A 14,947-nucleotide genomic window follows, 5' to 3' on the forward strand; every position below is an offset into this window, starting at 1 on the left:
GTCAGCTGTCCCTGCCCACCCGGCTCCGGACCGCGAAGCGCCCACGGCCCGCACGCACCTGGCCGCAGCTTTCGCCGCTGCTCCGCCTGCTGATCCTGACCCAACTCGCCTTCAACATCGGCTTCTTCGCCGTGCTGCCCTTCCTGGCCGAACATCTGGGTGCGGCGATCGGCATGGCGGGCTGGCTGGTCGGTCTCGTGCTCGGCCTGCGGACGTTCAGCCAGCAGGGGCTGTTCGTGGTGGGCGGCGCCCTGACCGACCGGTACGGCGTACGGCCTGTCGTGCTCACCGGCTGCGTGCTGCGGATCGCCGGTTTCGCCTGGCTCGGTTACGCGCAGCAGACGTGGTCGGTCATCGCAGCGGTGCTCCTGATCGGGTTCGCCGCCGCCCTGTTCTCCCCCGCCGTGGAATCCGAGGTCGCACGGCAGGCGGTGCTCTGGGAGGAGTCGGGCCGCGGCCCGCGTACCCGTGTCCTCGCCCTGCTCACCGTGGCGGGCCAGGCCGGCGCTTTCCTCGGTCCGCTCATCGGCGCCCTGCTGCTCTCCGTCGACTTCCGCGCCGTCTGTCTGGGCGGCGCCGGGGTCTTCGTCCTCGTCCTTGCCGGGCACCTGTGGCTGCTGCCCCAGCGCATCCCGGGGCGTGAGCGGGTCCGCGTACGAGGAGGCATGGGTGACATGCTGCGCAACCGCCGCTTCCTGGCGGTGTGTTGTGCCTACGGCGCCTATCTCCTTGCGTACAACCAGCTCTATCTCGCCCTCCCCCAGGAGGTGGAGCGCACGGCCGGGTCGCAGGCGCCGCTCGCCTGGCTCTTCGCCCTCTCCTCCCTGCTGGTGGTGACCACGCAGCTCCCCGTCACCCACTGGGCGGCGGGGCGGCTCGACCAGCGGCGCTCCATGGCGGCCGGGCTCGTACTCATCTCCGTGGGGTTCGCCGTGGTGGCGGCCGCGCGGCCTGCCGCCTTGACGGGGGTGGCCGGTCTGCTGCCCGCCGCGTCCTTCGTCGTCCTGCTGACCCTCGGGCAGATGCTGGTCGCCCCGGCCGCCCGCGCCTGGGTCCCCGACCTCACGCCCGACGGCAGGCTGGGCCTCTACACCGGGGCCCTGTCCTCGGTCTCCGGCCTGATCGTCCTGGCAGGCAGCGCGGCAACGGGCGCGCTCCTGGACGCAGGCCTCCCGCCCTGGACACCGTGGCTCGCCCTGGCCGGCATCCCCCTCCTGGCCGTGACGCTGCTGCCCGGCCGCAGCCGGTCAGCCCCTTGATACGCCGGGCACCACCGAAGCCGTGAGAGCCGCCAACTCCTCGGGCGTGCACGGTCCTTCGCCGACCCCCGTCAGCAGGCCCTTCGTCCGCAGCAGTTCCGTGACCGCGATCCCCCACGGCAGGCGCAGGCCCGCCTGGGCGAGGAGTTCACGGTGGGCGAGCATCCGCGCCACCGGGCCTGTGCGCACTCCCGAGGGGGTGAGCAGTGCCGCATCGTCGGCCCAGCGCAGGGCCAGGTCCACGTCGTGCGTGGCCATGACCACGGTCGTCCCGGCGTCCCGCAGGCCTTGCAGGGTGGCCAGGAGGCGTTCCTGGCCGTCGGGGTCGAGCCCCGCGGTCGGCTCGTCGAGGATCAGGACGCGGGGGCGCATCGCCACGGCGCCCGCGATGGCCGTCCGCTTCCGCTGGCCGTAGGAGAGGAGGTGGGTGGGGCGGTCCGCCAGGGCGCTGATGTCGAGCGCGGCGAGCGCCTCCGCGACGCGGACGCGCACCTCGTCGTCCGGCAGCCCCAGGTTCAGCGGCCCGAAGGACACGTCCTGCTCGACCGATGCGGCGAACAGCTGATCGTCGGGGTCCTGGACGACGAGCTGAACGGTGGTGCGCAGCCGAGTGAGGCCCTTGCGGTCGTACGTCACGGGGGCGCCCCCGAGCGTCAACTCGCCCTGGTCCGGGCGCAGGCCGCCGCTCAGCAGCCGCATCAGGGTGGTCTTGCCGCTGCCGTTGCGGCCGAGGAGCGCCAGCGCACGGCCCTCGGTGACGTCGAAGTCCAGGCCGCTGAGCACGGTGGGTCCGTCCTCGTACGCGTAGGAAGCGGAGCGCAGAGCGACCAGGGACCCCGAGGTCCCGCTCGGCTCGCGAGGAGCGCCGGGCTCGCTCATGGAAGAAGCCTTTCCAGTACGAAGGTGAGGGCCGCGAGGCCCGTGAGGAGGGCGGCGCTCGCGGCCACGAAGCTCCGCGAGATCCGGGCGTCGGGCACCAGCACCCGCAGGGTTCCGTCGTACCCCCGTCCGGCGAGCCCGGCCTGGAGCCGGCCCGCACGGTCGAAGGCCCGCACGAACGCGGTGGCGCCGAGGCCGCCGAGGGAGCGCCACGTGGCGGCCCGGGTGGTATGGCCGAGGCGCGCGGCCTGCGCCTGCCGGATCCGGCTCATGGAGTCCAGGAGCAGGAAGCTCATCCGGTACATGACGAGAGCCACGTCGACGACCGGCGCCGGCACACCTGCCCTGACCAGCCGGGGCAGCAGGTCCGACAGAGGTGTGGTGAAGGCGAACAGCAGGACGCCGAGCGAGGCCGCCGATGTGCGCAGGAGGAGTCCGCCCGCCCGTGCGGGCCCACCCTCGGCGAGCGTGAAGGACCCTCCAGGACCGCCGAGTTGGACGAGCAGGGTCAGGGCGCCGGTGACGCAGAAGCCGAGCGGTACGCGGTAGGCGCGCCACAGTTTGCGCGGCGGCACACCGGCGGGCCCGAGCAGCACGGCGAGCGCGGCGACGAGCACCAGGGCGGCGCCCGGCCAGGGCGGCAGGGAGACCGCGAGGACGGTGAGGCCGAGCCCCAGCACGGCTTTGTCCACGGGGTGGCGGCGGCGCCAGCGGCTGCTGTGCGCCGCCGCGTCGATGGGCAGCACGCGGGGTCAGACCTGCTCGGTCTCGGCCCGGCCGCTCTCCGCGTCGGCGGCCTTATCGGTGGCGGCCTTCTCCGTGCCGGCCCCCTCGGCGCGCGCGATCTCCGCGCCCTGGCGGCGTCCCTTGCGCAGACCGAAGTAGTACGCGAGGACGCCCGCTCCCAGCGCCGCTTGAAGCGCGAAGAGCGCCGACTCGACCTCCCCGGACGGGGGTTCGTACAGCGGCGAGAACCAGGGCTCGTAGTCCGGCTTGATCTCGGTGATCGCGGTCTCGGCCTGGGCGTCGGCCCCGGCGAACGGCTCCTTCTCGTCGTCCCCGAGGCCGAGCGCCAACGGCAGCACCGCGAGCGCGGCGACGATGAGGAGGAGCAGAGTGTTGATCTTCGCGTTCCGGCTCATCAGGCGCTGGCCCCCGTCTCCGTCGTCTTGGTCGTCTCGGCCGTCTCGGCCGTCTCCGTGGTATCGCCCGTCTTCGTCGTACCGGCCGTCTTCGTCGTATCGGCCTGCCGCTTGCCCTGGAGCAGTACGCCGAGCCGCGTGAGCTCCCCCTTGCTGGACTGCACGAGCAGCCGCATCACGATGACGGTGAGCAGTCCTTCGCTGACCGCGAGGGGGATCTGCGTGACGGCGAAGATGCCGCCGAACTTGCCGAGCGCGCCGATGAATCCGCTGCCGGGGTCGGGGAAGGCCATGGCGAGCTGGACGCTGGTCACGCAGTACGTGGACAGGTCCGCGACGAACGCGCCGAAGAACACGGCGACCATGAGCGGCACGTCGTACCGCTTCAGGAGGCGGTAGACGGCGTATCCGGCCCAGGGCCCGATGATCGCCATGGAGAAGACGTTGGCGCCGAGCGTGGTGAGCCCGCCGTGGGCGAGCAGCAGCGCCTGGAACAGAAGGGTGATGGTGCCGAGCACCGTCATGATCGGCGGCCGGAACAGGATCGCGCCGAGCCCGGTCCCCGTCGGGTGCGAACAACTGCCCGTGACGGATGGGATCTTCAGCGCGGAAAGGACAAAGGTGAAGGCTCCCGAGGCGCCCAGGAGCAGTGTGCTCTCCGGGTGTTCCTTGACCTCACGGGTGAGGGAGCGGACTCCGTGGACGACGAACGGCGCGGACGCTACGCCCCAGGCGATCGCGTGCGCCGGCGGGAGGAAACCCTCGGCTATGTGCATGGCTAAGCAGACCCTCTCCAGCACCTCGTGGATGGACAACGCGCCTTGGCCGGTCTCCTGGCTGACGGGTCGTACCGACCGGACTCCGCCTTCCCGGGTACGCGAGTACCCAGTGGCTGCCGCGAGGGCTGGAGCCGGACTTCCCGATCACAGTGGCGAGGGCCGCACCGGCATCACACCGGATTTCCCGAGCACCAAGGCGTGGCGACCTTAGTGCGCGATCGAGCCAACTGACAACTTGCGGGACCGCCTCACCTGTGGCACACGCGAGCGCACACGACCAGGGGCGTACGCCCCTGGTCAGCGCCCCTCAGGAGTGCGTGAACCCGGGAGGCCGCTTCTCGATGAAGGCGGCCATCCCCTCCTTCTGGTCCTCGGTCGCGAACACGGCGTGGAACAGACGGCGTTCGAAACGGACACCCTCCGCGAGGGTCGTCTCGAAGGCGCGGGACACCGCTTCCTTCGCCATCATCGCGACGGGCAGGGACATCCCCGCGACGCTCTCCGCGACGCTCTCCGCGACGGCGAGCGCCTCGGTGACGAGTTCACCGGCGGGCACCACCCGGGAGACGAGCCCGGCCCGCTCGGCCTCAGCGGCATCCATCGTGCGCCCGGTCAGGCACATCTCCATGGCCTTAGCCTTCCCCACCGCGCGGGTCAGCCGCTGCGAGCCGCCGATGCCCGGGATGACACCCAGCTTGATCTCGGGCTGCCCGAACACGGCGGTGTCGGCGGCCAGCAGGATGTCGCACAGCATCGCCAGCTCGCAGCCGCCGCCGAGCGCGTAGCCGGACACGGCCGCGACCGTCGGCGTACGCAGCGCCCCGAGCCGGTCCCAGGCCGCGAACCAGTCGCTGAGGTACATGTCCAGGTAGCTCCGGGGCCGCATCTCCTTGATGTCGGCGCCGGCCGCGAACGCCTTCGCCGATCCGGTGAGGACGACGCAGCCGATGTCGGGGTCCCGGTCCAGGGCCTCTGTCGCGGCGACGATCTCGTTCATCACCTGGAGGTTGAGCGCGTTGAGCGCCTTGGGCCGGTCGAGCGTGAGCAGCGCGGTGCGGCCCTTTCGTTCCACGCGGATCGTCTCGTACGGTTCCGTGGTCGTGGTCCTGGTCATGCGCTGTCCTCCCCGTCTCGTGCGGCGTGTTGGCCGATGGTGGTGACGATCCCGGAGAAGTCCTGGTCCGCTCCAGCCCCTTCGGCATAGGCGGCGTACAACTCCGCCGCCTTCAGGCCTAGTTCGGCATGGATGCCCGCCGCCCGCAGGGCGTTGGCCGCCAGGCCGAGGTCCTTGGCCATCAGCGGGGCCGCGAATCCGGGGCGGTAGTCGCGGTTCGCGGGGCTGGCCGGAACGGGGCCCGGCACCGGGCAGTTGACGCTCAGGGCCCAGCACTGCCCCGACGCCGTGGAGGCCACGTCGAACAGGGCCTGGTGGGAGAGGCCGAGGCTCTCCCCGAGGACGAACGCCTCACTCACCGCGATCATCGAGACGCCCAGGATCATGTTGTTGCAGATCTTCGCCGCCTGACCGGCGCCCGGACCGCCACAGTGCACCGCCTTGCTGCCCATGCCCGTCAGGAGCGGTTCGGCCTCGGCGAACTCGGTTCCGCCGCCGCCCGCCATGAAGGTGAGGGTGCCTGCCTCGGCGCCCACCACTCCCCCGGAGACGGGGGCGTCCAACGCTCGCATCCCGGCCGCGGTGGCGGCCGCGTGGGCGGCCCGCGCGTCGGCGACGTCGATGGTCGAACAGTCGATGAACAGCGTGCCCGGCCGGGCGGCGGCGAGAAGCCCCTCCTTTTGGTAGAGGCCGAGGACATGCCGTCCCGCGGGCAGCATGGTGATCACCACGTCCGCCTCCGCCGCGGCTCCCGCTGTCGACCCGGCGGCCTCCACGCCGCTCGCGACAGCCGAGGCGAGCAGCTCGGGCAGCAGGTCGTGACCGAGAACGCGGTGCCCCGCCCTGGCGAGGTTGGCGGCCATCGGGGCGCCCATGTGACCGAGCCCGACGAAGCCGATCGTGCGCGTGCCGTTCACCGCGCCTGCCACTCCGCCGTTCACCACGCCACCTCCTGCGGGCTTGTGTCCAGGTCGAGTTCGCCTCCGGCGGGCGCGGCGAAGTAGCGCGCCACGTCGGCGGCACCGACCTCCCCGAGTGAGGCGGGCGCCCAGCGAGGGCTGCGGTCCTTGTCGATGACCTGGGCGCGGATCCCCTCCGCCAGGTCGTGCGAGGCGAGTGCGGCGCAGGAGATGCGGAACTCCTGCTCCAGTACGCGTTCCAGGGGGCCGAGCCGCCGCGCCCGGCGCAGAGCGGCGAGCGTGACCTTCAGGGCGGTGGGCGACTTGGTGGCGATGGTGTCGGCCGCCTCCGCGGCGGCGCGTGATCCATGGCCGCGCAGCCGGGCGACGATCTCCTCCACCGTGTCGGCGCCGTAACAGTGGTCGATCCAGGACCGGTGACCGGCCAGCTCGCCGGGCGGCAACCGGCGCACGTACCTCTCGAGTACGTCCCACACCGGCTCCATGCCCAGGCCGTCGAGGAGTCGGGGCAGGTCCTCGCTCGGCACGAAGTGGTCGGCGAGCCCGCAGAGCAGGGCGTCGCCCGCGCCGATCCGCGCGCCGGTGAGCGCGAGGTGGGTGCCGAGTTCGCCGGGAGCGAGGGCCAGCAGGTAGGTGCCGCCCACGTCCGGCACGAAGCCGATGCCGGTCTCCGGCATCGCGACGCGGGAGCGCTCGGTGACGATGCGGACGTCGCCGTGTGCGGAGACGCCGACACCGCCGCCCATCACGATGCCGTCCATCACGGCGACGTACGGCTTTCGGTAGCGGGCGATGCGGGCGTTGAGCCGGTACTCGTCGCGCCAGAAGTCGGCGGAGGCTGTCGTCCCCGCGCGCGCGTCCTCGTAGATGGAGCGGATGTCGCCGCCCGCGCACAGGCCGCGCCCGCCGGCGCCCTGGATGATCACGGTTTGTACGTCGGGGTCGCTCTCCCACGCGGTGAGCGCCTCGTCGATGCGGCGCACCATGGCGTGAGTGAGGGCGTTGATGGCCTGGGGTCGGTTGAGCGTGAGATGGGCCGCGCGGCCTTCCTTCCGGAGCAGGACGGAGTCCTCGGCGGCGGTCACCGCAGTGCCTCGGTCAGGCCTCGGGCCACGATGACGCGCATGATCTCGTTGGTTCCTTCCAGGATCTGGTGGACACGGAGGTCGCGGACGATCTTCTCGATGCCGTACTCGGTCAAGTAGCCGTAGCCTCCATGGAGTTGGAGCGCGCGATCGGCGACGGAGTAGCCGGTGTCGGTGGCGAAGCGTTTGGCCATCGCGCACAGCTGCGGCGCCTGCGCGTCACCGCGGTCCAGGGCCTGGGCGGCCTGCTGGACCAGGGCTCGGGCCGCGGCGAGTTCGGTCGCCATGTCGGCGAGACGGAACTGCAGCGCCTGCGCGTCGAGCAGCCGGGCGCCGAACGCCTCCCGGTCGGCGAGGTGCGCGAGGCTCTTGTTGAGTGCGCTGCGGGCGCCGCCCAGGGAGCAGGCGGCGATGCCGAGCCTGCCGCCGTTCAGACCACTCATGGCGATCTTGAAGCCGTCGCCCGCGCGGCCGAGCAGGCGGTCGGCGGGCACCCGCACCCCGTCCAGGATCACCTGACGTGTCGGCTGGGCGTTCCAGCCCATCTTCTTCTCGTCGGGGCCGAAGGAGAGTCCGGGGTCACCCCGTTCGACGAGGAACGCGGACACCCCCCGGGGGCCCTCGCCGCCGGTGCGCGCCATCACCACGTACACCTGCGCGGCTCCCGCGCCGGAGATGAACTGCTTGACCCCGCTGAGGACGTGGTCGTCGCCGTCGCGGACCGCCCGGGTGCGCAGGGACCCGGCGTCGGATCCTGCCCCCGGTTCGGTGAGGCAGTAGCTGCCGAGGTCGTCCATGGAGACCAGGCGGGGCAGCCACCGCGCCCGTTGCGCGGGATCGCCGTATGTGTCGATCATCCAGGCGACCATGTTGTGGATGGAGAGGTAGCCCGCGATGGACGGGCAGCCGGAGGCGAGCGCCTCGAAGACGAGGACGCCGTCGGCCCGCGTGAGACCGCTGCCTCCCGCGTCCTCCCGCACGTACACGCCGCCGAGCCCGAGCCCGGCCGCCTTGCGCAGCACGTCGAGCGGGAAGTACTTGTCCTGGTCCCACTGCACGGCACGGGGCGCCAGGTGGTCGTCGGCGAAGTCGAGCGTGGTCTCGACGAGGGCCTGTTGGTCCTGGGTGAGCGATGTGGTGGTCATGGCGCTCATCCCATGGTGGGCAGGGTGAAGCTCGCGCCTTCCCTGACCCCTGAGGGCCAGCGCGAGGTGACGGTCTTGGTGCGGGTGTAGAACCGGATGGCGTCGGGGCCGTGCTGGTTCAGGTCGCCGAAGCCGGAGCGCTTCCAGCCGCCGAAGGTGTGATAGGCCACGGGCACCGGGATGGGGACGTTGACGCCGACCATGCCGGTGTCGACGCGGCGGGTGAAGTCACGGGCGGTGTCGCCGTCCCTGGTGAAGATCGCGACCCCGTTGCCGTACGGGTGCTCGCTGGGCAGCCGCAGGGCTTCCTCGTAGTCGGCGGCGCGTACGACGCACAGGACGGGGCCGAAGATCTCCTCGCGGTAGATCCGCATCCGAGGTCCGACCCGGTCGAAGAGCGAGGCACCCGCGAAGAACCCGTCCTCATGGCCCGACAGCTTGAACCGCCCTCCGTCGACCACGAGTTCGGCACCCTCGTTGACGCCGATGTCCACGTACCTGCGGACCCGGTCGAGCGCGTCCCTGCTGACGAGCGGGCCGAAGTCGGCCCGAGGGTCGTCGCTGCGGCCGACGCGGAGCGTGCCGATGCGCTCCTTGAGCGCGGCCACCAGCGCGTCGGCGGTCTCCTCGCCGACGGGCACGGCCACGGAGATGGCCATGCAGCGCTCGCCCGCCGAGCCGTATCCGGCGCCGATGAGCGCGTCGACTGCCTGGTCGATGTCGGCGTCCGGCATCACGATCATGTGGTTCTTGGCGCCGCCGAAGCACTGGGCGCGCTTGCCGTGCGCGGCGGCGGTGGCGTAGATGTGCGCGGCGACCGGTGTGGAGCCCACGAAGCCGAGCGCGCCGACCCTGGGGTCCGCAAGGAGGGTGTCGACCGCTTCCTTGCCGCCGTTGACGACGTTCAGGACGCCGGGCGGCAGGCCTGCCTCCAGGAGCAGTTCGGCAAGACGCAGGGGCACGGAGGGGTCGCGCTCGGAGGGCTTGAGGATGAACGCGTTGCCGCAGGCGATGGCGGGCGCCGCCTTCCACAGCGGGATCATCGCGGGGAAGTTGAACGGGGTGATCCCCGCGACCACACCGATCGGGGAGCGCAGCGAGTGCACGTCGATGCCGCTGCCCGCGTTGTCCGTGAACTCGCCCTTGAGCAGGTGCGGGATCCCGGCGGCGAACTCCACGACTTCCAGGCCGCGTTGGATGTCGCCGTGCGCGTCGGCCACGGTCTTGCCGTGCTCTGCGGACAACAGCCCTGCCAGGGACTCGCGTTCGGCCTCGACGAGCTGGAGGAAGCGCAGCAGGACGCGGGCGCGTCGCTGCGGGTTCCACCTCGCCCATTCTCGCTGGGCGTTGACCGCGTCGGCGATCGCCGCCTCGGTGTCGGGCCGGCCCGCGAGCGGTACGCGGGCCTGGACGGTGCCGGTGTTGGGGTCGTACACGTCGCCGAAGAGGCCCGACGTGCCGGCGGTGTGCTTGCCGCCGATGAAGTGCGTGAGTTCACGGACCATGGGTGCCTGCTCTCGTCAGGTGAGATCCGGGGACGGCACGGCGCGCCGCCGACGGGGCGCACGGATGCGTGCGCTGCCGGCGTCAGCCGCGGGACAGCGGATGTCGGGGCCGTCAGGCGTGGGTCGAGACCGCCCGGGGTCGCGAAGTCCTATGAGCGCGTGGTGAGTTGTGTGCGCTCCGCCGGATCACCAGGGTCGTGGGTACGGACCGGTGCCATGCGTGTCTGCTCCATCCTCGTGGACAACACGGAACATTCCGCGGCCGGTATCCTGACTCCCGGATCTCCGCGCGCCGCCCGCCTTCCCGGCAGACTTCGCCAGTGGCGTGTGGATGGCAGCACACTCCCCGGTCACAGTGGCGGGACCGTGCCGGATTCACACCGGCTTCCCTGCACCGCGGACCTTGTGCCACGAACATATAGTTGGACGCCCTAGTAAGTCCACCCCTCCCCGCCGCGGGACACCGCGAGGGTCCTGGCGGGGTGGCGGGGGCCGAGGAAGACGACGACGCCCTTGCCGTCGGGGGCGGGGTGCGTCGCCTGGGTCCAGCCCTGGCGGCCGTAGAAGCCCATGGCCTGCGGCGATTTGACCGAAGTCAGCAGCCAGAGACGGCCGTCGGGGGCGCCGGCGGCCATCGCGTCAAGGAGGGCGGCCCCGGTACCGGCACCCTGGGCGGCGGGGCGCACGGCGAGTTCGTCTATCTCGCGGGCCCCGCACAGCCACGACAGGGTGCGCTCGGCACCGAGTCCGGCCGCCGCCTGCGGGTAGCAGCGGTCGGCGGGAAAGGGGGCGGGCGTGGTCCATCCGGTGGCGAACCCTGTGATGCCCGCACCCTCCAGGGCGACCGCCGCGGTGAAGCCGGGGCGCCGTATGTCGTCGTGGAGCCGGACCAGGAACTGCGCCACCCTCTCCTCGTCCTCGTACCAGGGCGCCGCGCGGAAGGCTTCGGCGTAGACGCCGCGCAAGTCGTCCACGTGCGCGAGCAGTTGCTCACCGCTCAGCAGCCGTACGACCGAGGCCATCAGGCAGCCCTCGCCGTGGCCGCCCTCGGCTGCAGGGCCGCGTACGCGAGGGGAGCCGACGGGTCGATCGACACGTCCCAGGGCGCGGGTTCGGCCCCGGAGCGTACGAGCAGGTCGCCGACGGCGGCGATCATCGCGCCGTTGTCGGTGCACAGGGTCATCGGGGGTACGCGCAGCCGCACGCCCGCGGCGGCGCACCGCTCCTCGGCGAGCGTCCGCACGCGCGAGTTGGCGGCGACACCGCCCACCACGACGAGGGTCCCGACCCCGTGGTCCCGGCAGGCGGCGAGCGCCTTGCGGGTCAGTACGTCCGCGACGGCCTCCTGGAGCGAGGCCGCGCCGTCGGCCACCAGAAGGTCGCGGCCGGCGTGCCCCTCGGCCCAGCGCGCGGCGGCGGTCTTGAGACCGGAGAAGGAGAACGCGTACGGGTCGTCCTTCGGCCCGGTGAGGGGGCGGGGGAAGGCCACCGCCCGCGGATCGCCGCTCCGTGCGGCGCGGTCGATGGCGGGGCCGCCCGGATACGGCAGGCCGAAGACGCGGGCGACCTTATCGAAGCACTCGCCCGCCGCGTCGTCCAGGGTGTCCCCCAGGTGCACGATCGGATCGCGGGCCAGGTCCCGGACGAGCAGCAGGGAGGTGTGCCCGCCCGAGACGATCAGGACCACGCAGGGGTCGGGCAGCGGGCCGTGCTCCAGCGTGTCGGCGGCGACATGCCCGGCCAGGTGGTGCACCCCGTACAGCGGGACGTCGAGCTCGTAGGCCAGGGTCTTGGCTCCCGCGACGCCGACCTGGAGCGCGCCGGACAGACCGGGGCCCGTGGTGACCGCCACCGCGCCGATGTCGGACAGCTTCAGACCCGCCTGGTCGAGGGCGCGCCGGACGACCGGGGTGAAGGAGTGCAGGTGCGCTCGTGCGGCGATCTCGGGGACCACGCCGCCGAACCGGGCGTGCTCGTCCATGCTCGACGCCACCGCGTGGGCGAGCAACCGCCCTTGCGAGACGATCCCCGCTCCGGTCTCGTCGCACGACGACTCGATCCCCAGCACAATGCGCCCCGCTGCCACCGGCGTCTCCTTCACCTACAGCCTCTTTCTGCCTGTGAAGTGTAGTTGCAAGTAATGTGCAATAAGACCCGCAGGTGTGCCCGCGGGTCTGCCGTGAGACCTCAGGGCCTCTCCTGTTCCCCGGCCACCGGATAGGGAATGAAGGTGCTGCTGTTCTCGTCGATGGCCAGGCGCCGGTCCAGCGGCGGCACCGCCCGCTGGGGGCAGTCGGTGCGTTCGCAGAGGCGGCAGCCCATGCCGATGGGCACGGCGGACGATGCGCTGTCGAGATCGAGGCCGTCGGAGTAGACGAGCCGTGCCGCATGGCGGATCTCGCAGCCGAGGCCGATGGCGAACGTCTTGCCGGGCTCTCCCCAGCCGCCGCGGTGCCGGGTGACCGCACGGGCGGTCCACAGGAAACGCTGCCCGTCGGGCATGGCGGCGACCTGGACGTGGATGCGGCCCGGCGCGGCGAAGGCCTCGTACACGTTCCACAGCGGGCAGGTGCCGCCCGCTCGGGAGAAGTGGAACGCGGTGGCCGACTGACGCTTCGACATGTTGCCCGCCCTGTCGACGCGGACGAAGGAGAAGGGCACCCCGCGCAGCCGGGGGCGCTGGAGGGTGCTGAGGCGGTGGCAGATGGTCTCGTAGCCGAGGCCGAAGTGGTCGGTGAGCCGCTCGATGTCGTAACGGAACTCCTCCGCCGCGGCGTGGAAGCGGCGGTAGGGCAGGATCAGCGCGGCCGCGAAGTAGTTGGCGATGCCGATGCGGGCCAGCGGCCAGGCCGCGGTCTCCTGGCCGAAGTCCTCCGAAGCGAGCGCGGAGATCTCGTCCGCGTACTCCAGGAGAGCGAGCTGGGTCGCCATCCGGAACGCCTGTTGGCCGGGGCGCAGCCGGTTGGAGAGGTGCAGGACCCGGGCCGTTGGATCGTAGTGGTGCAGGAGTTGGTCGGCGTCCGCGGCCAGGCGCACCCCGTGGCGCTCGGCGAGGCGCGCGGACAGGGCGCGCACGACCTCGCCCTGGCGTACACCGATCTCCGTCGCGAACCGCTCGGCGGCGATGTCGATGTCGTGCAGGTAGTTCTGGCGCCGGTAGAAGAACTCACGGATCTCCTCGTGCGCCGAGCGGGGCTGTGCCGCCGCTCCCCGACCTCGCCCCTCCGCGGCATCGGAGAGCTGTTCGGTGAGGAGCTGGTTCCGGCGGCCGAGGTCGACCAGGACCGTGGCGACGGCGGGCATGCGCGACGCGAGGTCCGAGAGGTCGGACGCGGAGACCCGCCCGGCGGACACCTCGCCGGTGAGGGCGTCCCGCAGGTCCGCCACCAGGCGGCTGGTGTCGCGCTCGGAGAAGAAGCCCGGGTCGACGCCGAACGCCTCGGTGAGACGCAGCAGCACGGGCACCGTCAGCGGCCGGGAGTCGTGCTCCATCTGGTTCAGATAGCTCGGCGAGATGGCCAGGGCGCGGGCCAGGTCGGCCTGGCTCATGCGGCGTTCCTCCCGCAGGCGTCGCAGCCGCGCTCCCGCGTACGTCTTGCTCACCCGTGACCCCCGTTAACAGAGTTGGCAATTCGGCGGGAAAAGATGCGCAGAACTTGGCACCTTTCCCTGGTTGTTGGCACTGAGTGCCGATGTCAGAGTCGTACCGCGGCCCGCCGGGCTCCGCCGACGGGCCGCACCCTCACACAGTTACGGCACTCAGTGCCACACCTTCGCACAGTTCACGAACTACCGGGAGACGGTCATGGCACAGGCAGGGACGACGACGGCTACGGCCCAGGAGCTGGCTCAGCGGTGGGCGGCCGACGCACGGTGGAAGGGCATCGAGCGCACCTACTCCGCCGATGACGTGGTCCGGCTCTCCGGCAGCGTCCGCGAGGAGCACACCCTGGCCCGCCGCGGCGCCGAGCGGCTGTGGCGCCAACTGCACGAGCAGGACTACATCCACGCGCTCGGCGCCCTGACCGGCGGGCAGGCGGTCCAGCAGGTCAAGGCCGGTCTGCAGGCGATCTACCTGTCCGGCTGGCAGGTGGCCGCCGACGCCAACCAGGCCGGGCACACCTACCCCGACCAGTCGCTCTACCCCGCCAACTCGGTGCCTCAGGTGGTCCGTCGGATCAACAACGCCCTGCTGCGCGCCGACCAGATCGCCACCGCGGAGGGCGGCGACGACACCACCGACTGGCTCGCCCCGATCGTCGCCGACGCGGAGGCGGGCTTCGGCGGACCGCTCAACGCCTTCGAGCTGGCCAAGGCGACGATCGCCGCGGGCGCGGCGGGCATCCACTACGAGGACCAGCTGGCCTCGGAGAAGAAGTGCGGTCACCTGGGCGGCAAGGTCCTCGTGCCGACCGGCCAGCACATCCGCACCCTCAACGCGGCCCGCCTGGCCGCCGACATCGCCGATGTGCCGACGCTCATCGTCGCCCGCACGGACGCCCTCGCGGCGAACCTCCTGACCAGCGACGTCGACGAGCGCGACGCCCGGTTCGTCACGGGCGAGCGCACCGCCGAGGGCTTCTACCGGGTGCGGAACGGCATGGAACCCGTGATCGCCCGCGGGCTCGCCTACGCCCCGTACGCGGATCTCATCTGGGTGGAGACCGGCACCCCTGACCTCGCCCAGGCCCGCGAGTTCGCCGAGGCGATCCACGCCGAGCACCCCGACCAGATGCTCGCCTACAACTGCTCGCCGTCGTTCAACTGGCGTGCGGCGCTCGACGACGACCAGATCGCCAAGTTCCAGCGGGAGTTGGGGGCCATGGGTTACCGCTTCCAGTTCATCACCCTGGCCGGCTTCCACTCCCTCAACCACGGCATGTTCGACCTGGCCCGCGGCTACGCCGAGCACGGCATGACCGCCTATGTCGACCTCCAGGAGCGCGAGTTCGCAGCGCAGGCGCAGGGCTTCACCGCCGTGAAGCACCAGCGGGAGGTCGGCACCGGCTACTTCGACCAGGTGTCCACCGCGGTCAACCCGGCCTCCTCCATGACCGCGCTCTCCGGGTCCACGGAGGAAGAGCAGTTCCACTAGGCGCCAGGCACTGCGCTGGATCGC

General features: G+C 71.8%; 14 protein-coding genes and 2 riboswitches. Of the genes, 2 read left to right on the forward strand and 12 right to left on the reverse strand.

Translation table 11 applies throughout. The features are described from left to right. The first annotated feature begins 11 nt into the window (after positions 1–11). Positions 12–1,259: an MDR family MFS transporter gene (locus ACIBCK_RS24645; protein WP_399393937.1), complete on the forward strand. Its 1,248-nt coding sequence runs from the start codon at positions 12–14 to the stop codon at positions 1,257–1,259. Here ACIBCK_RS24645 and ACIBCK_RS24650 read toward each other — a convergent pair. From ACIBCK_RS24650 to ACIBCK_RS24705, 12 genes are all read right to left on the reverse strand, one after another. Then, entirely contained in the window at positions 1,248–2,138 is an 891-nt protein-coding gene (locus tag ACIBCK_RS24650) for an energy-coupling factor ABC transporter ATP-binding protein (RefSeq protein WP_399393544.1), read from the reverse strand. The two genes, ACIBCK_RS24645 and ACIBCK_RS24650, sit on opposite strands and share 12 nt — an antisense overlap. Continuing rightward, positions 2,135–2,884 carry a cobalt ECF transporter T component CbiQ gene (gene cbiQ / locus ACIBCK_RS24655; RefSeq protein ID WP_399393546.1) on the reverse strand — a complete coding sequence of 250 codons (750 nt, stop codon included), beginning with the start codon at positions 2,882–2,884 and terminating at the stop codon, positions 2,135–2,137. Before cbiQ ends, ACIBCK_RS24650 begins: the two co-directional genes overlap by 4 nt. A 6-nt stretch (positions 2,885–2,890) precedes the next feature. Further along, complete coding sequence (locus ACIBCK_RS24660; protein ID WP_399393547.1) at positions 2,891–3,280, reverse strand: energy-coupling factor ABC transporter substrate-binding protein; 390 nt, start codon at positions 3,278–3,280, stop codon at positions 2,891–2,893. Continuing rightward, complete coding sequence (locus tag ACIBCK_RS24665) at positions 3,280–4,056, reverse strand: energy-coupling factor ABC transporter permease (protein ID WP_399393549.1); 777 nt, start codon at positions 4,054–4,056, stop codon at positions 3,280–3,282. Before ACIBCK_RS24665 ends, ACIBCK_RS24660 begins: the two co-directional genes overlap by 1 nt. Positions 4,057–4,085: 29 nt before the next feature. Beyond that, a riboswitch (cobalamin riboswitch) is annotated at positions 4,086–4,270 on the reverse strand. A gap of 96 nt (positions 4,271–4,366) precedes the next feature. After that, on the reverse strand, positions 4,367–5,173 hold the full coding sequence (locus tag ACIBCK_RS24670; RefSeq protein WP_399393550.1) for an enoyl-CoA hydratase: 807 nt from the start codon (positions 5,171–5,173) through the stop codon (positions 4,367–4,369). Continuing rightward, on the reverse strand, positions 5,170–6,048 hold the full coding sequence (gene mmsB, locus ACIBCK_RS24675; RefSeq protein ID WP_399393939.1) for a 3-hydroxyisobutyrate dehydrogenase: 879 nt from the start codon (positions 6,046–6,048) through the stop codon (positions 5,170–5,172). Before mmsB ends, ACIBCK_RS24670 begins: the two co-directional genes overlap by 4 nt. A 62-nt stretch (positions 6,049–6,110) precedes the next feature. Continuing rightward, a complete protein-coding gene (locus ACIBCK_RS24680) occupies positions 6,111–7,178 on the reverse strand; it encodes an enoyl-CoA hydratase/isomerase family protein (protein ID WP_399393552.1) in 1,068 nt (355 codons plus the stop codon). Next, positions 7,175–8,323 carry an acyl-CoA dehydrogenase family protein gene (locus ACIBCK_RS24685; protein WP_399393554.1) on the reverse strand — a complete coding sequence of 383 codons (1,149 nt, stop codon included), beginning with the start codon at positions 8,321–8,323 and terminating at the stop codon, positions 7,175–7,177. The genes ACIBCK_RS24680 and ACIBCK_RS24685 overlap by 4 nt, the downstream gene beginning before the upstream one ends. Positions 8,324–8,328: 5 nt before the next feature. Beyond that, positions 8,329–9,828 (reverse strand): CoA-acylating methylmalonate-semialdehyde dehydrogenase, encoded by a 1,500-nt coding sequence (locus ACIBCK_RS24690; RefSeq protein WP_399393556.1) that lies wholly within the window; start codon positions 9,826–9,828, stop codon positions 8,329–8,331. A gap of 242 nt (positions 9,829–10,070) precedes the next feature. Next, positions 10,071–10,256: riboswitch (cobalamin riboswitch) on the reverse strand. Positions 10,257–10,259: 3 nt separating this feature from the next. Then, on the reverse strand, positions 10,260–10,850 hold the full coding sequence (locus tag ACIBCK_RS24695; RefSeq protein ID WP_399393558.1) for a GNAT family N-acetyltransferase: 591 nt from the start codon (positions 10,848–10,850) through the stop codon (positions 10,260–10,262). Continuing rightward, entirely contained in the window at positions 10,850–11,914 is a 1,065-nt protein-coding gene (gene tsaD / locus ACIBCK_RS24700) for a tRNA (adenosine(37)-N6)-threonylcarbamoyltransferase complex transferase subunit TsaD (protein WP_399393560.1), read from the reverse strand. The genes ACIBCK_RS24695 and tsaD overlap by 1 nt, the downstream gene beginning before the upstream one ends. A gap of 101 nt (positions 11,915–12,015) precedes the next feature. After that, on the reverse strand, positions 12,016–13,431 hold the full coding sequence (locus tag ACIBCK_RS24705; protein WP_399393563.1) for a short-chain fatty acyl-CoA regulator family protein: 1,416 nt from the start codon (positions 13,429–13,431) through the stop codon (positions 12,016–12,018). A 202-nt stretch (positions 13,432–13,633) separates the two neighbouring features. Here ACIBCK_RS24705 and aceA point away from each other — a divergent pair, with 202 nt between their 5' ends. Then, complete coding sequence (gene aceA / locus ACIBCK_RS24710) at positions 13,634–14,923, forward strand: isocitrate lyase (RefSeq protein WP_399393564.1); 1,290 nt, start codon at positions 13,634–13,636, stop codon at positions 14,921–14,923. Positions 14,924–14,947: the final 24 nt, after the last annotated feature.

This window comes from Streptomyces sp. NPDC051218 (assembly GCF_044455475.1).
GTDB lineage: Bacteria > Actinomycetota > Actinomycetes > Streptomycetales > Streptomycetaceae > Streptomyces.